At 71.4% G+C, this 25,801-nt stretch carries 20 protein-coding genes and 1 pseudogene; 7 read left to right on the forward strand and 14 right to left on the reverse strand.

The features are described 5' to 3' along the window. Positions 1–5 precede the first annotated feature (5 nt). Positions 6–1,253: a citrate synthase gene (locus tag JEK78_RS03955; protein WP_200262709.1), complete on the forward strand. Its 1,248-nt coding sequence runs from the start codon at positions 6–8 to the stop codon at positions 1,251–1,253. A 192-nt stretch (positions 1,254–1,445) separates the two neighbouring features. On the opposite strand, the gene JEK78_RS03960 is transcribed toward JEK78_RS03955, so the two are convergent. Further along, positions 1,446–3,569 carry a DNA topoisomerase IV subunit B gene (locus JEK78_RS03960; RefSeq protein ID WP_200262710.1) on the reverse strand — a complete coding sequence of 708 codons (2,124 nt, stop codon included), beginning with the start codon at positions 3,567–3,569 and terminating at the stop codon, positions 1,446–1,448. Positions 3,570–4,005: 436 nt separating this feature from the next. On the opposite strand from JEK78_RS03960, the gene JEK78_RS03965 reads away from it, so the two are divergent. After that, the gene (locus tag JEK78_RS03965; protein WP_200262711.1) at positions 4,006–4,236 is read left to right on the forward strand and encodes a hypothetical protein; all 231 of its coding nucleotides are present in this window, start codon (positions 4,006–4,008) and stop codon (positions 4,234–4,236) included. Between the two features lie 183 nt (positions 4,237–4,419). Here JEK78_RS03965 and JEK78_RS03970 read toward each other — a convergent pair whose 3' ends face one another. After that, positions 4,420–5,256, reverse strand: a complete 837-nt coding sequence (locus tag JEK78_RS03970) for a serine protease (RefSeq protein WP_200262712.1) — start codon at positions 5,254–5,256, stop codon at positions 4,420–4,422. Between the two features lie 89 nt (positions 5,257–5,345). Here JEK78_RS03970 and JEK78_RS23190 point away from each other — a divergent pair. Further along, a pseudogene (locus JEK78_RS23190) lies at positions 5,346–5,438 on the forward strand (allophanate hydrolase subunit 1); the annotation flags it as partial. Between the two features lie 29 nt (positions 5,439–5,467). Here JEK78_RS23190 and JEK78_RS03975 read toward each other — a convergent pair. The 6 genes from JEK78_RS03975 to JEK78_RS04000 all read right to left on the reverse strand — a co-directional run bounded on the left by JEK78_RS03975 (position 5,468) and on the right by JEK78_RS04000 (position 15,888). Continuing rightward, the gene (locus JEK78_RS03975; RefSeq protein WP_200262713.1) at positions 5,468–7,855 is read right to left on the reverse strand and encodes an excinuclease ABC subunit UvrA; all 2,388 of its coding nucleotides are present in this window, start codon (positions 7,853–7,855) and stop codon (positions 5,468–5,470) included. A 245-nt stretch (positions 7,856–8,100) separates the two neighbouring features. Then, entirely contained in the window at positions 8,101–9,636 is a 1,536-nt protein-coding gene (locus JEK78_RS03980) for an RNA polymerase sigma factor (protein ID WP_200262714.1), read from the reverse strand. A 430-nt stretch (positions 9,637–10,066) separates the two neighbouring features. Further along, positions 10,067–10,954, reverse strand: a complete 888-nt coding sequence (locus JEK78_RS03985) for a FadR/GntR family transcriptional regulator (protein ID WP_200262715.1) — start codon at positions 10,952–10,954, stop codon at positions 10,067–10,069. A gap of 163 nt (positions 10,955–11,117) precedes the next feature. Beyond that, complete coding sequence (locus tag JEK78_RS03990) at positions 11,118–13,124, reverse strand: ABC transporter ATP-binding protein (protein WP_200262716.1); 2,007 nt, start codon at positions 13,122–13,124, stop codon at positions 11,118–11,120. 98 nt (positions 13,125–13,222) lie between these two features. Continuing rightward, positions 13,223–13,981, reverse strand: coding sequence for an NUDIX hydrolase (locus JEK78_RS03995; RefSeq protein ID WP_200262717.1), 759 nt, complete (start codon positions 13,979–13,981; stop codon positions 13,223–13,225). Positions 13,982–14,328: 347 nt separating this feature from the next. After that, positions 14,329–15,888, reverse strand: a complete 1,560-nt coding sequence (locus JEK78_RS04000) for a DUF4192 domain-containing protein (protein ID WP_200262718.1) — start codon at positions 15,886–15,888, stop codon at positions 14,329–14,331. A 323-nt stretch (positions 15,889–16,211) separates the two neighbouring features. Here JEK78_RS04000 and JEK78_RS04005 point away from each other — a divergent pair, with 323 nt between their 5' ends. Further along, positions 16,212–16,586 (forward strand): VOC family protein, encoded by a 375-nt coding sequence (locus JEK78_RS04005; protein WP_200262719.1) that lies wholly within the window; start codon positions 16,212–16,214, stop codon positions 16,584–16,586. Between the two features lie 141 nt (positions 16,587–16,727). On the opposite strand, the gene JEK78_RS04010 is transcribed toward JEK78_RS04005, so the two are convergent. Beyond that, positions 16,728–18,884 (reverse strand): DEAD/DEAH box helicase, encoded by a 2,157-nt coding sequence (locus JEK78_RS04010; RefSeq protein WP_200262720.1) that lies wholly within the window; start codon positions 18,882–18,884, stop codon positions 16,728–16,730. A 342-nt stretch (positions 18,885–19,226) separates the two neighbouring features. Here JEK78_RS04010 and JEK78_RS04015 point away from each other — a divergent pair, with 342 nt between their 5' ends. After that, positions 19,227–19,829, forward strand: a complete 603-nt coding sequence (locus tag JEK78_RS04015) for a hypothetical protein (RefSeq protein WP_200262721.1) — start codon at positions 19,227–19,229, stop codon at positions 19,827–19,829. A gap of 238 nt (positions 19,830–20,067) precedes the next feature. Here JEK78_RS04015 and JEK78_RS04020 read toward each other — a convergent pair whose 3' ends face one another. Further along, positions 20,068–20,697: a hypothetical protein gene (locus JEK78_RS04020; protein WP_200262722.1), complete on the reverse strand. Its 630-nt coding sequence runs from the start codon at positions 20,695–20,697 to the stop codon at positions 20,068–20,070. A gap of 64 nt (positions 20,698–20,761) precedes the next feature. Then, complete coding sequence (locus tag JEK78_RS04025; RefSeq protein WP_200262723.1) at positions 20,762–21,463, reverse strand: ribonuclease HII; 702 nt, start codon at positions 21,461–21,463, stop codon at positions 20,762–20,764. A 209-nt stretch (positions 21,464–21,672) separates the two neighbouring features. On the opposite strand from JEK78_RS04025, the gene JEK78_RS04030 reads away from it, so the two are divergent. Next, the gene (locus tag JEK78_RS04030; protein ID WP_200262724.1) at positions 21,673–22,350 is read left to right on the forward strand and encodes a class I SAM-dependent methyltransferase; all 678 of its coding nucleotides are present in this window, start codon (positions 21,673–21,675) and stop codon (positions 22,348–22,350) included. 90 nt (positions 22,351–22,440) lie between these two features. Here JEK78_RS04030 and JEK78_RS04035 read toward each other — a convergent pair whose 3' ends face one another. The 3 genes from JEK78_RS04035 to JEK78_RS04045 form a co-directional block, all read right to left on the reverse strand. Further along, positions 22,441–23,346 (reverse strand): ADP-ribosylglycohydrolase family protein, encoded by a 906-nt coding sequence (locus JEK78_RS04035; RefSeq protein WP_200262725.1) that lies wholly within the window; start codon positions 23,344–23,346, stop codon positions 22,441–22,443. A 7-nt stretch (positions 23,347–23,353) separates the two neighbouring features. Next, the gene (locus JEK78_RS04040; RefSeq protein WP_200262726.1) at positions 23,354–24,013 is read right to left on the reverse strand and encodes a histidine phosphatase family protein; all 660 of its coding nucleotides are present in this window, start codon (positions 24,011–24,013) and stop codon (positions 23,354–23,356) included. A gap of 188 nt (positions 24,014–24,201) precedes the next feature. Further along, complete coding sequence (locus tag JEK78_RS04045) at positions 24,202–24,807, reverse strand: YdbC family protein (RefSeq protein ID WP_200262727.1); 606 nt, start codon at positions 24,805–24,807, stop codon at positions 24,202–24,204. Between the two features lie 169 nt (positions 24,808–24,976). Here JEK78_RS04045 and JEK78_RS04050 point away from each other — a divergent pair, with 169 nt between their 5' ends. Continuing rightward, the gene (locus tag JEK78_RS04050; RefSeq protein ID WP_200263982.1) at positions 24,977–25,510 is read left to right on the forward strand and encodes a TerD family protein; all 534 of its coding nucleotides are present in this window, start codon (positions 24,977–24,979) and stop codon (positions 25,508–25,510) included. Positions 25,511–25,801 lie beyond the last annotated feature (291 nt).

Raw genomic sequence — 25,801 nt, forward strand, 5'->3', positions numbered from 1 at the left:
CGCGCATGGACGACACAGAGGCCGACTCACCCGCCCCGGGAGAGCGGCGGCTCACCACGCGGGAAGCGGCCGACCTGCTCGGCGTCAAGCCGGCAACGGTCTACGCCTACGTCAGCCGCGGCCGACTCGACAGCAGGAGGTCACCGGACGGCCGGGGAAGCACCTTCGACCCGGCGGAAGTCCGCGCTCTGGCACGGCGCCCCAGGTCGACGACCACGACCGCTCGGCCCGACGACCAGACACGGGTACGCACCGAAATCACCCTGATCACCGAGGGGCGGCTCTACTACCGGGGCATCGACGCCGTCGAGCTGGTGAGTCGTCACGGCTACGAGGAGGTGGCCGAGTGGCTCTGGACGGGGACGACCGGGGCGGGTACGGGATTCGCCGCGACGGAGGCGAGTCTCCTCGCGGCCCGACGCTCGGTGGAGGCCCTGCCCGAGCACGCCGGCCCCACGGACCATCTCCGCGTGGCCGCCGTCGCCACCGCCGCGACGGACCCCTTGCGCTTCGACCTCTCGAAAGAGGCGGTGCTGGCCTCGGCCCGGGTCCTCATCCCCACCATGGTGACCGCGCTGCCCGCCGCACGGCACGGACACCGGGTGGACAAGGGCCCCCTGGCCGACCGTCTCTGGTCCAGACTCGCCGAACGCACGGCGGACGACGCCTCCCTGCGCGCGTTGGACGCGGCACTCGGACTCCTGGCCGACCACGATCTCGCGGCCTCGACACGCGCGGTGCGCGTGGCCGCGTCCGCGCGAGCCCACGTCTACGCCGCCGTGTCGGCCGGACTCGGGGTGATCGAGGGTCCCCTGCACGGCGCCGCCTGCGGGGAGGCTCACCGGCTGCTCCAGGAAGTGCTCGCGCGAGGGAACGCCGCTCCCGTGATCGCGCAGGAGCTACGGGCGGGCCGTCGGATCCCGGGGCTGGGGCACAGCCTCTACGCCGGGGAAGACCCGCGAGCACGGGCCCTCTTCGCCCTCTTGGAAGACGTGCCCGGCGCGGAACCGGCGCTCGCCGCCGCACGCGAGATCACGACGGGAGCGGCACGCCATGCCCCTCTGCACGCCAACGTGGATCTCGCGCTCGCGGCTCTGTGCACCGCGACCGGCATGCCGGCGTCGGCAGGCGAAACGATCTTCGCCGTGGCGCGCACGGCCGGATGGGTCGCACACGCGCTGGAGGAGTACCAGGAGCCACCGCTGCCCCTGCGACCCTCGGGCCTCTACGTGGGGCCGCCTCCCCGGCACTGAGGACGACCGGTCGCGAAGCGCGACCGACGAGGCTCCAGCGGGCATCGGCCCTCGTCGTGCGGAGCGCCCGATGCCCCGGTCGGTCCGCTCCCCCGCCCTTGCCCGGACGGCCCGAACGACAATGGGCGACCGGGCTTGTGTCCCAGAGCGACGCCCCCGTCTCTCCCTGCCCGAAAGCCGGGGCGGATCGCGTCAGGCGTCGATGCGGGAACGGTCGAGCGTGGCGGCCGAACCGGAGATGAATTCCTTGCGGGGCGCGACGTCGTTGCCCATGAGAAGATCGAAGACCCGCTCAGCCGAATCCAGATCGGTGAGGTTGATCCGTCGCAGGGTGCGCCGACGAGGGTCCATGGTCGTCTCCGCCAGTTGGTCCGCGTCCATCTCTCCGAGGCCCTTGTACCGCTGGATGGAGTCCTTGTAGCGGACTCCCCTGCTTCGGAAATCGGTCAGCTTGTCGCGCAGTTCGCGGTCCGAGTAGGTGTAGACGTACTTGTCCTGACCCTTCTTGGGCTGGGTGACCTCCACCCGGTGCAGGGGCGGCACCGCTGCGAAGACGCGCCCCGCCTCCACCATGGGACGCATGTAGCGGTGGAAGAGCGTGAGCAGCAGCGTCCGGATGTGGGACCCGTCGACGTCGGCGTCCGTCATCATGATGATCTTGCCGTACCTGGCGGTGTCGATGTCGAAGGTCCGGCCCGACCCCGCCCCTATGACCTGGATGATCGCGCCGCACTCGGCGTTCTTCAGCATGTCGGTCACCGAGGACTTCTGAACGTTGAGGATCTTCCCTCGAATCGGGAGCAACGCCTGGAACTCCGAGTTTCGGGCGAGCTTGGCCGTGCCGAGCGCCGAGTCTCCCTCGACGATGAACAACTCGCTGCGGTCCACCTCGTCGCTGCGGCAGTCGGCGAGCTTGGCCGGCAGCGAGGAGGACTCCAACGCGGTCTTGCGGCGCTGCGCGTCCTTGTGCTGCCGGGCGGCGATTCGCGTGCGGGCCGCCGCGACGGCCTTCTCCAGGACGGCACGCGCCTGTTGGGCCGCGTCGCGCTTGGTCGAGACCAGGAACGCCTTGAGTTCCTTGGCGATCACCTGGTTGACGATGCGACGCGCCGCCGAGGTACCGAGGACCTCCTTGGTCTGCCCCTCGAACTGCGGCTCGGCCAACCTGACGGTGACCACGGCCGTGAGGCCCTCCAGAGCGTCGTCCTTGACGATGTCGTCCTCGGCGACCCGGAGCAGCTTCTTGCCGCGCAGCACCTCGTTGAGCGTCTTGGTCACGGCCTGCTCGAAACCGGCGACGTGGGTACCGCCCTTGGGGGTGGCGATGATGTTGACGAAGGAGCGCACCGTGGTGTCGTAGCCGGTGCCCCATCGCAGGGCGACGTCCACTCCCAGGTCGCGGGTGACCTCGGTCGGGGTCATCTGGCCGTGTTCGTCCAGGACCGGGACGGTCTCCTTGAAGCTCCCCCGGCCACCGAGACGGAGGACGTCGCAGATGGCCCGATCGGCGGCGAGGTACTCGCAGAACTCGCTGATGCCCCCGTCGAAGCGGAAGGACTCCTCACCCTTGCTTCCCCCCTGGCCGAGCCCGAACTCGTCGCGCACGACGATGGTCAGCCCCGGCACCAGGAAGGCCGTCTGGCGCGCCCGCTGGTGCAGCGTCTCCAGGGAGAGCCGGGCGTCCTTCAGGAAGATCTGCCGATCCGCCCAGTACCGCACACGAGTGCCCGTACGCGCCTTCGGGACCTTCCTCACCTTGCGCAGGCCGCCCCCGGCCTCGAACCGACCCTCCGATCCGGCCCCGGCGAAGGCTCCGGGCACGCCCCGGCGGAAGCTGATCGCGTGGGTATGGCCCCCTCTGTCGACCTCGATGTCCAGGCGCGCGGAGAGCGCGTTCACCACGGAGGCGCCCACCCCGTGCAGTCCGCCCGAGGCGGCGTACGAGCCACCCCCGAACTTGCCTCCGGCGTGGAGCTTGGTCATGACCACCTCGACACCGGAGAGACCGGTCTTCGGTTCGACGTCGACGGGGATGCCCCGGCCGTCGTCGCGCACCTCGACCGAGCCGTCGTCGTGCAGGACGACCTCGATCCGCTCGCAGTGCCCTCCCAGGGCCTCGTCGACGGAGTTGTCGATGATCTCCCAGAGGCAGTGCATCAGTCCTCGACTGTCGGTCGAGCCGATGTACATCCCCGGGCGCTTGCGGACGGCCTCCAGTCCCTCCAGTACGAGGAGGTGCCGCGCGGTGTAGTTGGAGCCGTCCCGGTCTGCTCCTGCCAGCAGGGCGGTGGACGGCACGGTCGAATCGGCGGTCACGCGGTTCGCTCCTCGCTGAATTTCCGATGGGCCCTGCGGGGGAGGGCACGGCGTCGTTCGCCGCTCAGAGGGTACCCAGGTCCTGGTGGGGCGGTTCTCACGCCACCCTGGACGGGGTTGCCACCCTAGGGCACGTCGCATACACGTTCGATCCCCCGAGGGGGTGAAGCACACATCACGTTCCCTTCGAGGCATGAACCATTTAGGCTCCGGGCACGTCCTCATGAACAAACCGGCAATCCGGCCGGAGGACCCGACACCACCGACAGCGCGAACCCGTACGACACAGACTCGTGATACGGCACATTCGCCGCCAACCGGCAGCAGCCAGCCCCCTCGGAGATTTTTTCAAGGAGAAGCCACGAGCGGGAACGTTTCGAGGCTGGTTGGATGTTGACCCTGGTACGACAGCTCGTCGAGCTAGAGAAGAGGCGACGTGACTACTGTTCTGACTTCCGCGAGCCCGCTGACGGCCGCAGACCGCTGCGACCGCTGCGGCGCCCAGGCCTACCTGCGCGTCGTCCTGCTCAACGGCGGAGAGCTGCTCTTCTGCGCCCACCACGGTCGCAAGTTCGAGCCGGAACTCAAGAAGATCGCCGCCGAGATACAGGACGAGACCGAGCGACTCACCTCCGTTCCGGCCTCGGCCTCCGAAGAAGAGCGCTGATCCGACCCCCGTTCCCTCGACCAGTCGTCCGACACGAGCCGACGAGACGGGCGGCCTCCCCGCTGGGGGGGCCGCCCGTCTCGCGTGCGTCGTGGCCACACAACGACCCACGGCCCCCTGTCGAGCTCCGGGGAGAGCACGCCCGAGGGCCCTCGATCGGCTTCCGTGCGCCGCGTCGCACGATCAGGGCGTATCCCACCCCAGGGCCTTGAGTACGGCCGACACTCGCGTGTAGACGCCGGGGCTGTCCGGTCGTCCGCAACCACTCCCGAACGAGACCAGACCGATCAGCTTGCCTCGGGCCACCAGGGGCCCTCCGCTGTCTCCCTGGCAGGCATCGCGCCCACCCGTCTCCTCCCCCGCGCAGAGCATGGTCTCGGGCCTGTACCTGCCTCCGGCGAGGCCCGGATAGGCGGCGGAGCAGCGGCGATCGGGGAGCACATGGACAGAGGCACCACGTAGGGTGCCCGCGTAGTCACCCCTCCCCGAGGTGTCCCCCCAGCCGAAGACCACGGCACTCTGCCCGGGTGCGTACGCCGGATCACCCTCGGGAGCCATCGCTATGGTGGACCCGGCCGGCAGCTTCCGCGACAGCGTGACCACGGCGAAGTCCCCGGAGTTGCTGCCGCGATCGTGGTCCGGGTTGACCCAGACACCGCGGACGGGAATCTCGCGTCCCTGTCCGACGGCACCCAGGTCCGTGCGCCCCACCACCACCCGGAGATCGCGCACAGGGTCCGCGGGCGTCCCGAGAACCTCCTCCCCCAGACAGTGGGCGGCCGTGAGGACAGTGGTCCGTCCGACGGCGACGCCCCCGCAGAACTGCCCCGACCGGGTACCCCCGAATCGGTCACGGCTGGCGAGGGCGACCGCCCAGGGGACATCGGCCGCGTCGACGGCGAAGCCTCCCAGGATCTGCCGGTCGGCCGCCGCCGGAGCGGCGGCGGCCGACGGAAGGACCGCCCCGAAGGCGAGCAGGACCAGCGTCCGGGCAACCGCCCGGACAGCAGCGTGACGCATACCCACTCCTCACTGAAGGGTGACGACTGAGCACCCAGAGTGATGCCGGCCGTCACACCTCGCACCCCGGCGCGGCTCGGCGGTCGAGCCCGGCGCGCTACACCGGAGCCGACCTGCGGCGCGTCGCGGACCTCTGGGGCGTTGGCGTGGAGGAGGTGGCGCGCGTCCACGCGGCGACCGACGACGCCCCCCGCGCCCGGCATCGCCGAGCTCAGCCGCCCACATACTCCGCGAGGTGTTCGCCGGTGAGGGTGGAGCGGGCCGCGACGAGATCCGCGGGCGTCCCCTCGAAGACGATCCTCCCGCCGTCGTGTCCGGCGCCGGGGCCGACGTCGATGATCCAGTCGGCGTGCGCCATGACCGCCTGGTGGTGCTCCACGACGATCACCGACTTCCCCGCGTCGACGAGTCGGTCAAGGAGGTCGAGCAGATGTGCCACGTCGGCGAGGTGCAGGCCACTGGTCGGCTCGTCCAGGACATGGATCCCGCCCCTCTCCGCCATGTGAACGGCCAGCTTCAACCGCTGCCGCTCACCGCCGGACAGGGTGGTGAGCGGCTGGCCGAGGGCCAGGTACCCGAGGCCCACCTCGACGAGCCGACCCAGGATCCGCTGGGCGGCCGGCACGCGCGCCGCCTTCGTGGAGAAGAACGCCCGCGCCTCCCCGACGGACATCGCCAGCACCTGACCGATGTCCCGCCCTCCGAGCCGATACTCCAACACGCGCGCCTGAAAGCGCCTCCCCTCGCATTCCTCGCAGGGAACGGCGACACCGGCCATCATCGCCAGATCCGTGTACAGCACTCCCGAACCCTGGCAGACGGGGCAGGCGCCGTCCGAGTTGGGGCTGAACAGCGACGGGCTCACACCGTTGGCCTTCGCGAACGCCTTGCGAATCGCGTCGAGAAGGCCGGTGTACGTGGCCGGATTGCTGCGGCGGGACCCCCGGATGGGGGTCTGATCGACCGCGACCACACCCGCCTCGGGCGGCAGCGAGCCGTGCACGAGGGAGCTCTTGCCCGAACCGGCGACGCCCGTGACGACGGTGAGGACGCCGAGTGGGATGTCGACGTCGACGCCGCGCAGGTTGTTCCGTGTCGCCCCACGGACACGGAGCACTCCCGTTGCCTCCCGCACCTTCTCCTTCAGCGCGGCGCGATCGTCGAGATGTCTGCCCGTCACGGTGTCGCTCCGGCGAAGCTCCTCCACGGAGCCCTCGAAGCAGACGACACCGCCGTCCGCCCCGGCCCCGGGACCGAGATCGACCACGTGGTCGGCGATCAGGATCGATTCCGGCTTGTGCTCCACCACGAGCACGGTGTTGCCCTTGTCCCGCAGTCGGAGCAGGACGTCGTTCATCCGCCGGACGTCGTGAGGATGCAGGCCGACCGTGGGCTCGTCGAAGACATAGGTGACATCCGTGAGCGAGGACCCCAGATGGCGGATCATCTTGGTTCGCTGTGCCTCGCCACCGGAGAGGGTGCCCGAGGAACGGTCCAGGGAGAGGTACCCGAGCCCGATGTCGGTGAAGGAGTCGAGCGTGTGCCCGAGCTTCGCCAGAAGCGGCCCGACGGACGGCTCCCGCAGCCCCTTGACCCACTCGGCCAGGTCACGGATCTCCATCGCGCAGGCGTCGGCGATGCTCGTCCCGGCGATCCGGGAGGACCGCGCAGGAGCGCTGAGCCGCGTGCCCCCGCAGGCGGAGCACTCGGTGAAGGCCACAGCCCGGTCGACGAAGGCCCGGATGTGCGGCCGCATGGATCCGCGGTCCTTCGACAGGAACGACTTGCGGATCTTCGGGACGAGCCCCTCATAGGTGAGTTTGACCCCCTGGACACTCACCTTGACAGGCTCTCTGTACAGGAAGTCGTGCCGTTCCCTCGCGGTGAAGTCACGGATGGGCTTGTCCGGATCGAAGAGGCCGGACTCCCGGATCACGCGCACCACCCACCCGTCCCCGGTGTAGGTCGGGATGGTGAAGGGATCCTCGTTGAGCGACTTGGACTCGTCGTAGAGTTCGGTGAGATCGATCTCCGAGATCGTGCCGCGGCCCTCGCAGTGCGTGCACATGCCGCCGGTCCGACTGAACGTCACCTTCTCGGTCCTCGTCCTGTCGGCTCCCTTGTCGACCGTCAGTCCGCCGCTCGCCGACACCGAGGCCACGTTGAACGAGAACGCCCCCGGGGGGCCGATACGCGGCTCGCCCAGTCTGCTGAACAGGATGCGCAGCATGGCGTTGACGTCCGTGGCCGTGCCCACCGTGGAGCGCGGATCGCCGCCCATGCGCTGTTGGTCGACGATGATGGCGGTCGTCAGGCCGTCCAGGACGTCGACCTCCGGTCGCCCGGGGGTGGGCATGAACCCCTGCGCGAAGGCGCTGTAGGTCTCGTTGATCAGCCGCTGGGACTCCGCCGCGATCGTCTCGAACACCAGCGAACTCTTGCCCGAACCCGAGACTCCGGTGAAGACGGTCAATCTGCGCTTCGGGAGGTCGACGCTGACGCCCTTGAGGTTGTTCTCGCGCGCGCCGTGGACCCGGATCAGGTCGTGTGCGTCGGCGGGATGGGTTCCGGTGGATTCAGTTGGCTTGTGCGTCGCCATGTTCGCTTCCGCCTATTTCCGTCGTAGCGTGACCCTTCCGACGGGGGCGGCACCGGCCGCAGGCGTCGGTCGGGCTTCCGTACCCTCGACTTCGACGCTAGTAGCCGGTACCGACAACGGACCGGGACCCGACCGGATGACACCCGGGGCGCCCGTTCGCGCGGCCCCGCCCCGAACTCCGACCCGGCCGCGAAACGACTCCGTGCCCCGATCCGAGGGATCGAGGCACGGAGTGAACGGTCGGCTCAGTCGAGGTAGTCGCGCAGGACCTGCGACCGCGACGGGTGGCGCAGCTTGGACATCGTCTTGGACTCGATCTGTCGGATGCGCTCGCGGGTGACCCCGTAGACCTTGCCGATCTCGTCCAGAGTCTTCGGCTGCCCGTCGGTCAGACCGAATCGCATCGAGACCACGCCCGCCTCTCGCTCCGAGAGCGTGTCCAGGACCGAGTGCAACTGCTCCTGCAACAAGGTGAAGCTCACCGCGTCCGCCGGTACCACGGCCTCGGAGTCCTCGATGAGGTCGCCGAACTCGCTGTCGCCGTCCTCGCCGAGAGGGGTGTGAAGCGAGATGGGCTCGCGACCGTACTTCTGGACCTCGATGACCTTCTCCGGGGTCATGTCGAGTTCCTTGGCCAGTTCCTCGGGGGTCGGCTCCCGCCCCAGGTCTTGGAGCATCTGGCGCTGCACACGCGCGAGCTTGTTGATGACCTCCACCATGTGCACCGGGATGCGGATGGTGCGGGCCTGGTCGGCCATCGCGCGGGTGATCGCCTGCCGGATCCACCAGGTGGCGTACGTGGAGAACTTGTAGCCCTTGGTGTAGTCGAACTTCTCCACCGCACGGATCAGACCGAGGTTGCCTTCCTGGATCAGATCGAGGAAGAGCATGCCGCGACCGGTGTAGCGCTTGGCCAGCGAGACCACGAGACGGAGGTTCGCCTCCAGCAGGTGGTTCTTGGCCCTGCGGCCGTCCTCGGCGATGATCTCCAACTCGCGCTTCAGCTTCGGTGCGAGCTTGTCGGCGTTGGCCAGCTTGTCCTCGGCGAACAGTCCCGCTTCGATGCGCTTCGCGAGCTCGACCTCCTGCTCGGCGTTGAGCAGGGGTACCTTGCCGATCTGCTTGAGGTAGTCCTTGACCGGGTCCGCCGTGGCGCCGGCCGCGGCGACCTGTTGGGCGGGGGCGTCGTCCTCGTCGTCGTCGGAAAGGACGAAACCGGCACTCTCGGTGCCTTCGGGCTCCTCCGGAGCCTTGCCCTCCTCCAACGCCTCGTCCTCGAGGACCTCGCCGTCGTCCTTCTTCGTGGCGGCCTTCTTGGCGGTCGCCTTCTTCGCGGTGGTCTTCTTCGCCGCGGCCTTCTTCGCGGTGGTCTTCTTCGCCGCGGCCTTCTTCGGCGCGGGAGACTCCTCCGCGGCGGCTCCCTCCGATGCGGAGGCCTCCGTCCGGGCGGTGCTCGCGGAGGCCTTCCGGCCCGCCGCGGCCTTGGCGGCGACCGCCTTGGTCGCCGTCCGCTTGGCGGGGGACTTCGCCGCGACGCTCTTGCGGGTGCGCTTGGGTTCTGCGGCACTGACCATCAGCGTCACACCCTCTTCCTCGAGGATCTGGTTGAGGCTGCGCAGTACGTTCTTCCACTGAGTGGCCGGAATCTGGTCGGCTTCGAAGGCCCGGCGCACGTCGTCGCCGGCGATCTGCCCCTCAGCCTTTCCCCGTTCGATGAGCGCCATGACAGAGACGGACTCGGCGATCTCCGGCGGGAGCGTACGGGATGTGCTGGCCGACACGAACAACCTCTCGGAACGTTGGAAAGCGGCTTCCGGCACCGTCCGGGCGGACGGGAGCCGACCGTCGACTTCGGATCGGGTCGACGGCGCGGGCGGGGCCGGGGAGGGGCACGACGCCGTCGCTCGACGTCCGCCTTCCCTCCTCGACTGTCACCTCTTAGGTCATCGCGCTGCTCCCGCGAGCGTTACGCCCGATCCGCGTGGCCCGAGTCACACTCGAAATACCGGCAAGCGGGTCGAAAAGGAGCACTCCGAGTCAATGACGATCCTCCCGCCGAACCCGGGAATCCGGCGCTCACCACCCCCGCGGGTGAGCGCCGGATCCCGTGGCGCCACCGCGACGCGGGACCCGACAGGCCAGGGACGCGAGGGCCCGCCATCCACGCCGTCCCGCCCCGGGCGGCCACCCTCCCGGGCGGGCGGCGACAGATCAGTGCTCGCGAGGCGCGGGGACGACCCGATCAGACTCGGGCTGCACCGTGAGCAGCTGCCGCATGGCGGACTCGGCCGCCGCACCGTCACCCGCGGACAGCGCGTCGACGATCAGACCGTGCTGCGACAGCGTCGCCTCGTTCAGGCGGTCACAGCCCGTGACCGGCCCCCCTGAGACCTGAAGCGCGGCGGAGACGATGCCCGACAGGTGGTCCAGCATGCGATTCCCGGCGACCTGGATGAGGAGCATGTGGAACTCGGCGTCCGCCCGCGAGAAGGTGAGGGCGTCACCCTGCCCGGCCGCGTGTCCCATGATCTGGACCATCTCGGACAGACGCTGCTGGACGTCCTCTCGACCGTGGCCGGCGGCGAGCCGCGCGGCGAGCGGTTCGATCGTCCAGCGCAGTTCGCCGAGCTCGCGACGCTGGTCGTCACGCTGCGGTCCGAACGCGCGCCACTCGATGATGTCCGGGTCGAGGAGGTTCCAGTCGCTGACGGGACGCACCCTCGTGCCGACGTTCGGGCGGGCGCTGACGAGGCCCTTCGCTTCCAGGACGCGCAACGACTCGCGGACGACGGTGCGCGAGACCTCGAAACGCTGGCCGATTTCCTCGGGGACCAGCGGACGGTCGGCTCCCAGATCGCCGGAGACGATCATCTGGCCGAGTTGCTGGACGAGTTGCCCGTGAAGCCCTCGCCCCCGGCTCCCGGCGGCGCGCCGACTCACCCGCCCCAACTCGGGCTCACCGCCGTCCCACGCGGGAGGGCCGGGGCGATCGACGGTGGGCCCGTCTGCGTAGGGGCGGCGGTCGCGTTCGCCGGGACTCGCGACCCCGGGGTCGGCGGAGCGGGCGGTGGTCATCATCGTGTGCGCAAGGGTACTCACGCGTTCTTTGTCGGCGACCTGCCCAACTCCCTTGAGCGCTTTGGTGAAAAGCACACGAAAGGGTGATCGCTCGCCCCGCCCCAATTGACGCCTTATCGGAAAGAAATGGGCTTCGACCGGGGGAGTTGCGCACAGCTTCGGAGGCCCGGGACACCGACCGCCTTCAACGCGCACGACCCCTCAGCCAGATCAGCAGACAGCCACCGAGCAGCACGAGAAGCGACAACACCACTGCCGAGTCCAGGGGTTGCCCCACCAGCCGCGAGAAAGCCGCCCACGAGGGCCACCCTTCGGAGAGCCACCCCGGCGACACCGCCTCACCGGCCCGAACGGGGGGACCCGCGGCCGCGGTCACCGGGACGCCGTCGCGCAACCGGCCGAGGAGCGGGGCGACGACGACGGGAACGGCCACCGCCGCGGCGAGCCCGGCCGCGGTGGACCGGAAGAGCCCGGCCCCCAGCACCCCCAACCAGGAACACCCCACGATCAGCCCCACCCAACCGCCGACCTGGGCCGCCCAGTCCGCGGGCACCTCACTCGCCGAACGGCCGGGCACGAGGAGGAGGGCCGCGACATCGGCGAGCACGACAACGGCGGCCAGGACCGCCGCCATGGCGCCGACCAGGAGGAGCTTGGCGGCCAACAGCCCGAACCGCTGCGGAACCGCGCACCGGTCCAGCGTCAGGACCGGATACCGGAACTCCTCCCCGGAGGCGAGCGCGCCGAGCAGGGCGGCCCCCAGGGCGGCCGGCGGGAGAGGGAAGGCCCCCGGCCACGCGGCCAGCACCCGCGCCGGTGGCGCGTGTCCCACGTGGGCGAGCACCGCGGCCGACACCATCGACGCACAGACCACCACGGCCCCCACTCGCACGGCGGTTGCCAGGTGGGTCGCGCGCCGAAGTTCGTAGCGGAACGGACGCTGGGGACCCGGCACGGTCCTCGCCCGAGAACCGTGCGTCCGGACTCGGGGCGCCGGGCCCAAGCCGGCCCGTCCCGGGCGGGCGCCGGTTCTGCCCGAGGCGGAGGAAGCCGAGGTCGGGCCGGAGGCGCCGCGGTGCGGGGACGTGTCACCGGGAGGCGCCGGGAGGAGCGCTGCTTCGCCCGGCGGTCGGCCGGGGTCGCGATCCGAGGTCGGTTCGTCGGGAGTGTCCTCGACACGACGCATCCGACCGCCACCGAGGGCCGCGGGTACGGTGCCACCGGCGACAGGCGACATCGCACTCGCGACGGGGCTCGCCTCGTAGGGCCGGTCGCCGGCCGCGTGGTCGAGGCCCGGCGCACCGCCATCGCCGGGCGCTCCCATGTCCCCGGTCTCGTCGGCCAGTCGGTGGACGGGGATTCCGCTTCGGAAGGCCGCCTCGCCGATCTCGGCGCAGGAACCCCCGAACACGGTCAGGCGGTTGCCTCCGTCGGGGACGACCTCCACCGGTCGGCGCTCGGCCCGGGCCTGCCGCGCGAGGACGGCGGCGAGCCGAGCGGCCTGTGGGCTGCGCACGACCACACGCGGTCGGAGACGCGTCCGGGCGAACTCGCCGACTCCCTGGTCGGCGACGACCCTTCCCTTGTCCAGCGTGACGACTCGGTCGGCGATCCGAGCGGCCACCTCGGCGTCGGTGGTGGCCCAGAGCACGGTGCCACCCTGGGAGGCGTAGGCACGTACGGTGTCGAGCATCGGACGGCTGTCCACTCCGGCCAGACGCCCGGTCGGATCGTCGAGCACGAGGGTGTGCGGGTCCGTCGACAACGCGACGGCCAAGCCGAAACGGCGTTCCATTCCCGGGGAGAGCGTGCCGAGTCGCTCGCCACGCATCTCGCTCAGACCGACCGTCTCCAACACCTCGTCGGCTCGACCGACCTGTACCCCGGCGGCCGCGCAGACCATGGCCAGGTGATCGCGGAGCGTCCGCCCCGGGTTTCCCCGCACGTCACCGAGCAGGACACCCACTTCGCGCGCCGGGTACGCGATGCGGTGCAGCGGTCGGCCTCTGAAGTACGTGACGCCTCTGCCCCGTTGCAGCCCGAGCATGAGGCGGAGGGCTGTCGTCTTGCCGGAGCCCGGCGTCCCGAGCAGGGTCGTGACGCGCCCTCCCGAGGCCTCGAACGAGACGTCGTCGAGGGCGAGTGGGAGTCCTCGACGAGGGGCGCTGGTCAGTCCGAATGCCTGGATCACCCGAAGCAAGATAGCGCGATACGCACCTTTTGACGCGAAACGCGCACTCTTGGGCGTTCAGGTATCGCGCCCCACTCGCCTTCCGCGGGCACGGGATGTCAGACCTCGGGGCGGAGCATGGGCGGATTCAGAAGCGTGGCGCCACCGGCGCGGAAGAGCTGGGCCGGTCGACCGCCCTGTCGAGTCGTGGTGCCGCCGGTGGGTACCAGAAAGCCGGGTGTGCCGGTCACCTTGCGGTGGAAGTTGCGCGGGTCGAGCGTCACGCCCCACACGGCCTCGTAGACCCGACGCAACTCGCCGACAGTGAACTCGGCGGGGCAGAACGCCGTGGCCAGAGACGAGTACTCGATCTTCGAGCGGGCCCGCTCCACACCGTCGGCCAGGATCAGATCGTGATCGAAGGCCAGCGGAGCCGCCGCCTCGGCGACACGGCCCTCCCCGACCCGGCCCAGCAACTCCTCGACCGGTGCCCACCTGACCGTGTTCGCGTCGCCCCCCGCCCTGGGCGCGGGGAGGTCCGGCGCCAGCGCCAGGTGGGCGACGCTGACCACGCGCATCCTCGGGTCTCGGTCGGGGTCGCCGTACGTGGCGAGTTGCTCCAGATGGGCACCGTCGACGCGCGCGGGTTCGCCCGGATCGTGGACTCGCAGCCCGGTCTCCTCGGCCAGTTCGCGTGCCGCGGCCTGGGCCAGGTCCTCATCGGCACGGACGAAGCCCCCGGGAAGGGCCCAGCGCCACTGGAAGGGGGGTTCTCCTCGGCGCACGGCCAGGACACACAGCGAATGACGACGCACGGTCAGCACGACCAGATCCACGGTCACAGCGAAGGGCGGATGGGCAGACGGGTCGTAGGGCATACGACGATGATAGTCGTCTTCCTGACGATAAACACGTCGTTCTCCGTCCCTGCGGGGGGCCGTTCCCGGCGGGCTCGCGAGCGGCGTCCCGCACCCGCGTGGGGCCCAACGCGTGCGCCGCGGAACGTGGCCGTCGACGGATGCGGACGCCGCCCGGGGCGGACTTGCCGGTGCGCGAGTCGGAACGTCCCGCCCCGGTCCGGCTCGCGCACCCTCGCGCCTCGTGCGAACGCCGAAGCCGCCGCGATGCCCGGGCCGGGCGGCGGGGAGGAGCGGTCTCCCCAGGGCCCCTCCCCACCCCTCCTGCCCCTTCCCCACGACTCGGGCCGCCCGGCCCCCCGCCGCTCCTACCGTTCGTCGGTGCCGGGGCCCGACTCCCCACCGGGGTCCCTCTCCTCTCGCCGGGGCGCGTCGTCGCGGGCCTCGGGGGCCGCGCGACGCGACCCGGGACGACAGGCTTGCCCGCGACCGGGCGGACGCGTGTCCGCCGGTCGCCTGCCGGCCGCGTTTCCGCGGCGCGTGGCCACTTCGCCGGAGACTCCCCGGCCCCGAGCCACGGAGCGACGGCCGCCACCGGCCCTCGCTCTCGCGCCGGTCCGAGAACCGCGTGCCGGGTTGGCCGGGGGACTCGAAGTGGCCGCCGCCCCTGTCGGTTCGACGGACGCGGCGGCCGGGAGTTCACCGGCCGCTTCCTCCCGCTCCACCGCGACGCCCCCGAAGCGCTCGGCCCGCAGACACCGACGGATCGACTCGGGATCGAAACCCTCGTCGCAGGCCTGGTGGAGCAGTCGGGCGAAGAGGTAGTCCGCATCCGCTCCCAACGCCATGGCCAGAGCCTCCCGGGCCTCGAGTTCGTCGCCTGCCGACCACGCCACCCATCCGGCGAGGGTGAGCGGAGCGGCGGCGTACTCGCCGTAGGTGCCGACGCAGCGCCGGGCCAGCGCCCGCCACATCCGAAGCGCGGGGGCGGCGTCCGCTCCCTCCATCCACGCCGCCGCGCGGTCGCGGGTCGTGCGGTCCTGCAGGCCGAGCAACAGCGCCGCGGCCTCTTCGTGTCCGATCAAGGAGTCGTCCCGCCGGTCGGCGGCGGCCGTCCCCGGGCCTGGAACCACCCCGGCCAGTCGGCGCATGACACGTCGGGCCAGACGCAGAGTCCGATGGGCCACCTCCTCGCGGCCCCGCTCGTCGAGAATCCTGGGGAGGAGTTCGGGACCCGCCGCGTCGAGAGCGGCCTCCTGCCCGGCGAGGTCGCCACTCTCCCAGGGGCGCAGGCGCGCGTGCAGGTCGCTCAGGGAGCCGGGCCGCGGCAGGCCGGCGTAGGTCGCGGCGGCGGCGAGGACCGAGGTGCCCGGCAGCCGCAACGGTGTGCCCTCGGCCGGACAGCAGCCGTGGTCGTCGCAGCAGTATGACCAGAAGCGGCCTGCCGAGATGCACAGCGCCTCCACGACGGGCACGTCGAGGGCGCCGCACTCGACGCGGAGCGACTGGGCCAGTGGTCGCAGTCGCTCCATCACCCGGGCCCCCGACCTCTCCCCGGCCGGCTCTCGACACACGTAGGCCACCATCCTCTCCGGCCGGGCACCGCGCCGCTCGGCACCGAGGATCAGTCCGTGTGCCACCTGCCGGGCAGCGAACGGCCAGTCACCCTCGTCCTCCGGGATCCCCATCCGCGCCCTGCCTCCGAGCCGGCCCCGACCATCGACGTCCCGGACGGCGACCAGGACGATGCTGTTCTCGGGGCGATAGCCCAGCAGATAGGGCAAGGCGTCGGCGAGTTCGCCGGCCGTTCGCAGTGTGACCCTTGGTCGACCGTCGGCCTCGTGGCTCGGCGGCGGCGAGCCGGACTCGCCACGACCCGCGACGCCGTCGCCTTCCGGTGATCCCGTCGTGCCGTTCTCGTTCGTCATGGAACGACGATCTCGCGGAATGCGAGCCTCCGGTTGGCCTGTGGACAACTCCAATCAGGTGCACGTCACGCGCCGGTTCGCACCGACGGCACGGCTCCACTCCTTCGAGGCCACGACGCCGTTGCCCCCCCACCGCGCCCCCGGGTACAGTCCTGGACGTGAACACCGGACCGGCTCACCGCCACACACGGATCGGCCACCCGGTGGGCGACTGAGCGGCCTCCGGGGGCCCTTGGCGCTCGCCCCCGCCTCGGCACGTGGACCTCCCTGCGCTCGTGCAGGCGAGATTCCCGTTCCCTCTGCAAGACGACGAGGTCAGCCGAGTGACAGCCACGTTCGATCACACCATCATCGCCGCCGAGGATCGTCACGTCTCGGCACGATTCTTCCAAGACCTGCTGGAGGTCCCGGAGGCTCCCTCCTGGGGGCCCTTCACGAACATCCAGCTCCCCGACGGCGTACTGTTGCAGTTCGCCGAGCCGCCGGTGGAGATCCAGATGCAGCACTACGCCTTCGCGCTCGACGACGAGCACTTCGATCGCGCCCACCGGTGGCTCCTCGACCGCGGCATCGAGCACTGGGCCGACCCCCAGATGCGGCGACCCGGCGAGATCAATCACGGCCATGGCGGCCGGGGCGTGTACTTCAAGGACCCCGCCGGTCACGCGATCGAGCTGATCACCGGGTCCTACCTGTAGGACCCGGGCCCGCTCTCACCGGTGCCCGGCCGGTCGATCGAAGGCCGGGCACCGGCCGTCTCGTGAGCGGCACCGACCGAAGGCGGCGGCCCGGTGTTCACGCCCCCGGCCCGCCGGCTCGGTCCCTTCCGCGCGCGGGCCTCACCCCACCGTGGCGAGCACCAGGGGCAGGACGCGTTCGCACCCCGCTCGACGCAGCAGACGGGCGGCGACCGCGAGGGTCCACCCCGAGTCCGTGTAGTCGTCGACCAGCAGCACGGGCCCCGTGGAGCGTCGCAGCGTCTCGGTCACGTCGTCCGGCAGGGCGAAGGCGTCGGAGAGCTCCCTCAGCCGTTGGGCGGAGTTGCTTCGCCTACCACCGGCGGATCCGGCCCGCTCGTGACTCAGCGTGCCCAGGAAGGGCAGCCGCCCGGTGTCGGCGATCCCCCGGGCCAGGGAGTCGACCAGCGTCGGCCGGGTCCGCGACGGCACGGCGACCACCCCCACCGGGCGCCCGGACGCCCCTTCGGCCGGCGACGCCCAACCACCCGGAGAACGGGCCCAATCGGCCAGCACCGCCACGGCAGCGCGCAGAACGTCCTCGGGGACGGCATGATCCGCCGCGTTCTCCGCGAGCAGCGGGCGCAACCTGTTCCCCCAGCCGATGTCCGAAAGCCTCCCCAAGGCCCGGCCGGGAGAGCAGCGCTCCGTCGGCGGGATCCTCCCCTTGAGGTCGAGCCCCAAGGCGGCCATCCCCGTCGGCCACATGCGGCGTGGTTCGACCTCCACCCCCGGCCGGTCCAGCTCGCTCTCCGCCCCCTCGAGGGCGGACCGGGAGACCGACGCGTCGACCCATCGCCCCACACAGTTGTCGCAGCGCCCGCACGGCACGGCGCCCTCGTCGTCCAACTGCCGACGCAGGAACTCCATCCGGCACCCGGACGTGGTCGCGTAGTCGAGCATGGCCCGCTGTTCGGCCGCACGCCGTCGAGCGACCCGGGCGTACCGCTCCGCGTCGTACACCCAGTCCACTCCCGTGGCCGCCCAACCGCCCTTCACCCGCCGCACCGCGCCGTCGACGTCCAACACCTTCAACATCGTCTCCAGCCGTGCGCGTCGCATGTCCACCGAGGCCTCCAGCGCCGGTACGGACAACGGTCGTCCGGCCTCCGCGAGAACCGACAAGGTCTGTCGGACCTGGCTCTCCGGAGGGAAGGCGGTGTCCGCGAAGTACCGCCAGATCGCCTCGTCCTCCTTGCCCGGCAACAGCAGTACGTCGGCGTGGTCGACGCCGCGCCCCGCACGCCCGATCTGCTGGTAGTAGGCGATCGGCGAGGACGGTGCTCCGAGATGGACCACGAAGCCCAGGTCCGGCTTGTCGAAGCCCATGCCCAACGCCGAGGTGGCGACCAGGGCTTTCACGCGGTTGCCCAGCAGGTCGATCTCGGCCCGCAGCCGATCGGCGTTCTCGGTTCGCCCGGTGTAGGAGGCCACCTCGAAACCACGTTGCCGCAGGAAGGTCGTCGTCTCCTCGGCCGCCGCCACCGTGAGCGTGTACACGATCCCCGAGCCCGGCAGAGTCCCCAGGTGCTCGGCGAGCCAGGCGAGCCGGTGGGCCGCGTCCGGCAGGCCGACCACCCCCAGCCGCAGACTCTCGCGCTCCAGCGGGCCCCGAAGCACCAGCGTCTCTCGCTCCCCGGTGCCCAGTTGCTCGGCCACGTCCGCGGTGACGCGGGCGTTGGCGGTCGCGGTCGTGGCGAGCACGGGCACGTCGGGTGCCAACTCGGAGAGCATCGCGCGCAACCTGCGGTAGTCGGGCCGGAAGTCGTGCCCCCAGTCGGACACGCAGTGCGCCTCGTCGACGACGAGCAGACCGGTCGTGGCCGCCAGTTCGGGGAGCACGCGCTCGCGGAAGCCGACGGAGTTGAGCCTCTCCGGACTGACCAGGAGAACGTCCGCGTCGCCCCGCTCGATCTCCTCGTGGATCTCACCCCATTCCTCCGGATTCGCGGAGTTGATGGTGCGCGCGCGGATGCCGGCCCGCCGCGCCGCCTCCACCTGGTTCCGCATCAACGCGAGCAACGGCGAGACGATGACGCTGGGTCCCGCGCCACGACGCCGCAGCAACACGGTGGCGACGAAGTAGACCGCCGACTTGCCCCACCCTGTGCGCTGCACCACCAGGGCACGCCGACGGTCCCGGACCAGGGCCGACACCGCCCGCCACTGGTCGTCCCTCAGGCGCGCGGAGCCCCCGGGGCTCCCCACGAGTTCGGCGAGGACGGCGTCGGCTTCGGCACGCAACCGCTGATTGTCCATGGAACCATGCAACCCGATGGCCGCGTCCGTCGGCCATCCGGGGGCGCGACACGGAGGAGCACGGCCCCGGGAACCGGGTCGAGCGTGAGGGAAAAGCGGGCCGACGCCGCGACCGGCGGGACCGGCGGGACGACACCGGAATCCGAAGGCGGAAGATAGGGCACGCATCGTCGGATATCGGTCGGCCGCCCCGATTGCCCGTTGCCGCATCTGCCTTCGGCAGGAAGAATCGGAGTCCGCTCCCCGCGCGGCTCGGCCGTGGTCCGGAAGGGCTTCGCCGCGGGGCGCGCTCCCACGCATCCGAACCGCCCGCTGTCCGGGCGTGCAGCCGAAGGGAGGGACGTGACCTTCGGATTCGCTCCGTCGAGGGCGGCGTCGTCCCCTGGGGCGGGGTCCGCCACTCGTGTTCTCGAACCGGCGGAGTGGACGGCCGCCGGCATCCCCCTCCTTCGAAGCCCGAGGGACGTCGTCAGCGGACTGTACTCCCGTCATTTCCCTCGACCCGCCACCGTCGTCGTGGCGGTCCTCGACCACGAGGAACGGCTGCGCGCGAGTGCCTCGTTCCGCAGCCGCTCGCCCCTCGCGGACGGCTGGATGCACCGCAACGCCCTTCTCGCACAGCTCCGCCGGGTGATCCCCCACGACCTGCGCCGCCGCACCCCGGTCCGCACCGCGGTCCTGCTCCACTGCCGTCCCGGCGAACCGCGTTGGACCGTGGAGGACGGCGCGTGGATGTGGGGGCTCCGCGACGCCTGCACACTGCACGGCCTGCGCTGTGGGGCGTACATCACGCTCACCGACGAGGGATGGCGAGTCCTCGGCGAGGACCGAGCCGGTCGGCGCCCCCACACGGCGTCCGCGACGACGTCGGCCTCGTCGGGCCCCGAGGGGACACCAGGAGACGTAGCCGGAGAGGGCGTTCTACCCCGAGCCGTCGCCGGCTGACCCGGGCTCCGGCGCGCCTGGGCCCGCCTCGACCCGCGTGCGCCGCCACCCCGAGGCCTCGGTGCGGGGGTCCGCCGACGGGTGACCGGTCCGGGCCGTCGACGAGGCGCGTGTCCGCCCCCTGGGGTCGCTCCCCTCCTCGTGGGAGCGACCCGGACGGGACGCCGGGAACACCGCCGCGCCGGTCCTCACACGGCCACTCCGGTCGCCCCGAAGGAGCCGGAAGCCCGACGCCGGGTCAGGCGCCCGTGGTGGAGGTCGCGTCGACGTGCCGCGGATCGCCGCAGACGATCAACAAGGCACCCGCCCGAGCGCGACCCGACGACGGCGCGGTGGCCACCACCTCGTCGGCACCGCCGTTGAGGGCGACGACCACCACGGGGCGGACCGCCGCTCGCGCCGCCGCGGAGACGTCCGCGTAGAAGACGTCCTCGCCGGCATCATGCTGGGACCAGTAGGAGGCCTCGCCGAAGGACAGCTCGTGAGCCGCCCAGGGGTGCGGTTCGCCGGTGGTCAGGAACAGCACCTCACCAGGGCCGTACCCGGATTCGAGCAAGAGGTCCACCGCTTCCTCGGCGGCGTCGAGAGCGCTCTCCGGGGAGGCGGGAATCAGTTGGAGCCGCGGCTCGGCCGCGGTACGGCCCTCGATCGGGGCCGAGGGTCTGGATGGAGTGGGGGCCGCGTCACGGGGCGTTCGTTGCGTCGGGGGCGCCGGCCGATGCTGGCCGGGGCGACCGGGACGCGGCGGAGCCGCGGGGCGGGGACCGGGAACGGGGCGAGGGTTCGACGCGCTACGGCCGCCGGCCGAAGTGGCGTGGGAACCCTGGGCACTCTCGTAAATCTGAGGCTCCTCGGGACTGAGAGGCATGGGTGGGTGTCAGGTCTCGGTGCCGTCCGCTTTGACGGATGGCACATACATGAGAGTGGAAGCGTCAGAAATCGAAACCCAACTGGCCTTCGATGCCCGGAACGCTTCCCTCCGTCCAGCCGCGAGCCTTCTTGAGGTGCCGCCAGCGAGGCAGCGCGTCGAGATAGGCCCACGACAACCGGTGAAGCGGGGTCGGGCCCCGCTCCGCCAGTGCGGCCTTGTGCACCGGGGACGGATACCCGGCGTTGTCCGCAAAACCGAAGTCTGCATGGTCGACCCCCAGGTCGGCCATGGTCTTGTCGCGGTGAACCTTGGCGATCACCGAGGCCGCGGCGACGGCCACACAGGACCGGTCGCCCTTCACCACCGTCCGGACGCGCCACGGCGCGCCCAGATAGTCGTGCTTGCCGTCGAGGATGACCGCGTCCGGGAGCACCGGAAGGGACTCCAACGCTCGCACGGCCGCGAGTCGCAGCGCGGCCGTCATCCCCATGGCGTCGATCTCGTCCGGTCCTGCGTGCCCCAAGGAGTAGGAGACGACCCAGGTCCGAAGCTCCTCCGAGAGTCGCGTCCGGCGCTTGGCCGTCAGCAGCTTGGAGTCGGTCAGCCCCTCGGGGGGTCGGCGCAGTCCGGTGACGGCCGCGCAGACGGTGACCGGTCCGGCCCAGGCGCCCCGCCCCACCTCGTCGACCCCGGCGACGACCTTCGCTCCGGTCGTGGCGCGCAGAGAGCGCTCGACGGTGTGGGTGGGTGGTTCGTACGGCATGACGCTGCCAGCCTACGCCGCCCAGTTCCCGTTCCGACACCCACCCCGCCCTCGCCCGGACACGGCGGACCGCCTCCGGCGGAGACCCCGCGCGGCGCCCCGCCACCGCGCCGCCCCGGTCGACGGTCGAGACGAGGTCACGGCCGGCCTCGCGGGCGGCCACGAGGTTGCGCCATCCGAAGTCGACTTTCCCGTAGCATCGTTCGCCGATGAGCGAAGACACCACCGAACACCGACACCCGACGGATCTCGATGTCGTCCGCGCTTCCTACGATCGCGTGGCGGACGGCTACGCCCACATGGTGACCTCCACGGGGATCGGGGACATTCGGTCCCATCCCTGGCACCGGGCGGCGATCGACGCCTTCGCCGGCACCGTGGAAGGGCTCGGGCCGGTGCTCGACGTCGGGTGCGGTCCGGGCACGACGACCGCGTACCTCGCCGAGCTGGGCCTCGACGTCTCGGGGATCGATCTCTCGCCTCGCATGATCGAGAACGCCCGCCGCCTTCATCCCCACTGCCGATTCGGCGTCGCCTCCGCCACGGACCTCGACCCGGCCCCCGGCACGCTCGGCGGCGTCCTCGCGTGGTGGTCTCTGTTCAACCTTCCCCGCGACCTCCTCCCCGGCGTCCTCTCCCGGTTCGCGCGCGCCTTGGTCCCCGGAGGCGCCTTCCTCACCGCCACGCACGCGGGCGACGAGGACGTTCTCCGCACGGAGGCGTACGGAGGTGTGCCCGTCCGCTGGACGACACACCTGTGGCAGCCGGAGCGCCTCGTCGAAATGATCACGAGCGCCGGTATGCGGCCGGTGGCCGAACTGCGACTGCCCGCGACCGAGTACAGCGGACCGGGCGTGGCGGTCATGGCGGAACGACCCGGCCGATAGCCCTCGGAGTCGGGGCGCGCCCGACCCGTGGGGCACACCGCGCGCGGTGGCGTCCTTCCCGGCCGCCCGATCGAGTCGCCCCGCGGGAGGTCAGGGCGGAGTTGCCGCCCAGGTGGGCAGCGGCTCCGTTCGCCTGATCCACTCGGCCGGGGGCGCGCCTCCGATCCCGGCGGCGATCACTCCGCACGCGATGGCGCACGTGGTGTCCACGTCTCCTCCACCCCGCGCGGTGGTCCAGAACCCCTCCGCGAAGTCGTTCAGCCCTCGCGCCGCCGACCAGAGCGCGAACGGAACCGTGTCGTGCGCCGCGGTGCGCCGTCCGGAGCCAAGGACGGCCGCGACGGTGTCGGCGTCTCCGTGGTCGAGCATGTCCCGAGCGCGTCTGAGCCCCGCCCCCACGGCGCTCCGGGCCGGGATCAGCTCGATCACTCCGGCCAGCAGCGTCTCGGCGTCCCGTGGGCCGTCCGCTGCCGCGGCCAGCGACGCGGCGGCGGCGACGGCCATGGCCCCGACCACCGCCTCCCGGTGCTGGTGGGTGGGGTAGGCGGAGATCTCGGCCTGGTGCGTGGCCTGCTCGGGGTCGTCCGCGTACCAGGCGCCGAGCGGCGCGACGCGCATCGCGGCGCCGCTGCCCCAGGACCCCTGGCCACCGAAGAGTCCGGCTGCCGACGCACGCCAGTCTCCCCCGTCCCGCACCAGCCGCAGGAGGCGGGCGGACGCCCGGCCGTATCCCCGATCGGAGTCGTGGCGCTCGACGAGAGAGCGAACCAAGGCGTCCTGATCGATCCGCCGATGCCCGGCGAGGACCAGGACCACCGAGCACGCCGTCTCGGTGTCGTCGGTCCAACGCCATCGGCCCGGCGGCAGCTCACGGCGCCTGATCAGCGGATGGCGCCCCGGAGCGAAGAACTGGGCGCCCAGCGCGTCACCGACCGACAGGCCACGCAGACTGGCCAGGGCCCGCGCCAGGCGCTCTTCCGAGGACTCCGCCGTCATGGCCACCTCACCAGCCGCTTCCGTAGGGTTCCGGGTCCCGCCAACGCGCGAAGGGGCGGTCGAGGGTGTAGCGACCGTCCTTGCCGAGTACGAGCATGCGCATCTCCCCGTTCCCCGGATTGGACAGGCACTCGAACTCGGCGACGGTCCAGTGGAACCACCGCATGCAGAAGAGTCGCATCGCCAGACCGTGGGTGACGAGGAGTACGTTCGGGGGGTGGTCCGGCGCCTCGAAGCTGCGGTAGAGGCTCTCCAGGAAGTTGCCGACCCGGTCGTAGACGTCGGCGCCCGATTCCCCCTGGGCGAAGCGGTAGAAGAAGTGCCCGTAGGCGTCCCGGTAGGCCTTCTGCGCCCGGACCTCCTCCCGGTCCTGCCAGTTTCCCCAGTCCTGCTCGCGCAGGCGGGGCTCCTCGCGCACCCGGATGAGGTCCGGGTCCAGCCGGAAGGCACGCAGCGTCTCGTGGGTCCTGCGGTAGGGGGAGACGTAGACGCTGACCCGCTCCGAACCGAAGGTCTCGCGCAGCGCGTCGCCCGCCGCGGCGGCCTGCCGGCGCCCCCGCGAGGTGAGCCCCAGGGCGTGGTCGGGCACCTTCTCGTACACGGAGTCGTCGACGTTTCCCGTCGACTCGCCGTGGCGGACAAGAACGATGCGCCGTGGTCGTGCCATGGTCAGCACCCTAGTGCTCCGGCGGACACCGTTCCCCGCGAGGGACCGGCGCCACGAGGAGGCCCGAGTCGCCGGGATGCCACGTCGGACGCGGACGATCGAAGGGACGCCGGGGACGGACCGATCCGGGGCCCGGAACTCTCCCGATCTCCGCTCCGGGCCGAGCCCGCGGCGGCGCGGCGCGCGGATCACACCGTCCAGGACGGTTCCAACTCGACGATGTCCCCAACGAGGTCCGCGACGTCCGCCTCCGTCTGCGCCCGCAAGGCGAGCCTCTCGATGCGCTCCGCACGGTACTTGCCGTGTTCCGCCGCGGACCGCCACATGGAGAGCACCAGGTACTCGGGGCCCGGGGCTTCGCCGAACAGACCGCGGACCATGCCGGGCGACCCTGCCATGGCGGGGTTCCAGATCTTCTCCTGCATCAGGACGAAGTGCTCTGCGCGTGACGGACGGACCCGGCAGAGGGCGACGCGGACCACGTCCACGTCGGCGAAGCAGGGCGCGAAGCCCGTCTTGACGTCGAATCGGTGATCGAACAAGTGTGTCCGCGCGCTCCGGAACGTGCCGGTCTGGGAGGCGGCCAGACGGTTGTGAGAGCGCGCCATGAAGGAGTCGTAGAACGCCCGGCTCTCCCAGAACGCGAAGAGATGGGCCACGTCCGGCCTTCCTCGGCTCCAGCCACCCCCCTGCCCGCGAAATCCCGGCTCACCGGGAAGCCCGGCCCATCTCCTCTGCCCCCGCTCGAAACCGCGGCGGTCCACCACGGCACAGCGAGTCCACTTGACCAGCACCGCGTCATGTTGACGCGCCGACCGACCCGAAGTCCAGAACGGCCGGCCCGGATCGGGTGACCCGAGCGGAGGCTCCCCGCCCGACGAACGTGGCAGGATGGACAATCAGACGTGGGTTCCGCGCAGTTGGGGTGGACGGCCCGAACCGAGACGCTTGGAGGACAGCGCCGTGGACGACCTGAGCAAGGGCATCGGCAAGGTCGAGGTGGCCCTCCGGTGGGATCCGAGCCCGGCCGGGCAGTCTCCCACCGACCTGGATCTCGTGGCCGCGACGTACTCGACCGGGTCCCCGTACGGCGAGCCGGTCTACGTGGTGCACTTCGACAGCCGCTCCCCCGACGGGACGATCGGACTCGACAGGGACAGCAGGGACGGCAAGGGCTTCGGGTTCGACGAGGTCATGACACTCGAGCTGGAGCGACTGGACCCGCGGTACGCCCGTGTGGTGGTGGGCGTCGCCATCCAGCAACGCTGGGGGCGCCGCGCCTTCGCCCAGGTCAGCCGCCCCGGGCTGCGCATCCGCGAAGGCTATGCCGACTTGGCCGTCGACGACTTCGCCGGGGTTCCGGAGGCCGTGGCGGCCACCGTCGCCGAGTTCAGGCGAGACGGCGGCGGCGCGTGGGTCTTCCATCCGGGAGTGCGCGGGTTCGACGGAGAACCGACCAGCTTCACCCGCACGATGGGCGGAGCGGGCGGCGCCTGACGCCCAGGATCGACCCGGGGCTACGGGCGGCGCCCGCCCCGCCCCGGCGTCCGTACCCACTCGGCCCCTGGCAACGCGTCAGGCTCGGCGACACTTCTCGTTCTTCACGACGACGGCCGGTCGGCCCGCTCGGCGCGGAGCTCGCGCACGTCCCGGTCGGAGCCGCCCCTTCCCCCCAACCACCCCCGGCGGTCCGCCAGGAGCGGCTGGGCAGGAGCGGGAACATCGGAGGTACCGGGGAACCAGCGGCGCAAGCCGTCCGATCCGTAGAGCGACTCCCCACCCCGCGAC

It is taken from the genome of Streptomyces sp. HSG2, from assembly GCF_016598575.1.
Classification (GTDB): Bacteria; Actinomycetota; Actinomycetes; order Streptomycetales; family Streptomycetaceae; genus Streptomyces.

Coding starts and splice junctions, on each gene's coding strand:
- JEK78_RS03955 (WP_200262709.1), top strand. CDS start 6: ATGGACGACACAGAGGCCGACTCACCCGCCCCGGGAGAGCGGCGGCTC.
- JEK78_RS03970 (WP_200262712.1), bottom strand. CDS start 5,256: ATGCGTCACGCTGCTGTCCGGGCGGTTGCCCGGACGCTGGTCCTGCTC.
- JEK78_RS03975 (WP_200262713.1), bottom strand. CDS start 7,855: ATGGCGACGCACAAGCCAACTGAATCCACCGGAACCCATCCCGCCGAC.
- JEK78_RS03995 (WP_200262717.1), bottom strand. CDS start 13,981: ATGCCCTACGACCCGTCTGCCCATCCGCCCTTCGCTGTGACCGTGGAT.
- JEK78_RS04000 (WP_200262718.1), bottom strand. CDS start 15,888: ATGACGAACGAGAACGGCACGACGGGATCACCGGAAGGCGACGGCGTC.
- JEK78_RS04010 (WP_200262720.1), bottom strand. CDS start 18,884: ATGGACAATCAGCGGTTGCGTGCCGAAGCCGACGCCGTCCTCGCCGAA.
- JEK78_RS04020 (WP_200262722.1), bottom strand. CDS start 20,697: ATGCCTCTCAGTCCCGAGGAGCCTCAGATTTACGAGAGTGCCCAGGGT.
- JEK78_RS04025 (WP_200262723.1), bottom strand. CDS start 21,463: ATGCCGTACGAACCACCCACCCACACCGTCGAGCGCTCTCTGCGCGCC.
- JEK78_RS04030 (WP_200262724.1), top strand. CDS start 21,673: ATGAGCGAAGACACCACCGAACACCGACACCCGACGGATCTCGATGTC.
- JEK78_RS04035 (WP_200262725.1), bottom strand. CDS start 23,346: ATGACGGCGGAGTCCTCGGAAGAGCGCCTGGCGCGGGCCCTGGCCAGT.
- JEK78_RS04040 (WP_200262726.1), bottom strand. CDS start 24,013: ATGGCACGACCACGGCGCATCGTTCTTGTCCGCCACGGCGAGTCGACG.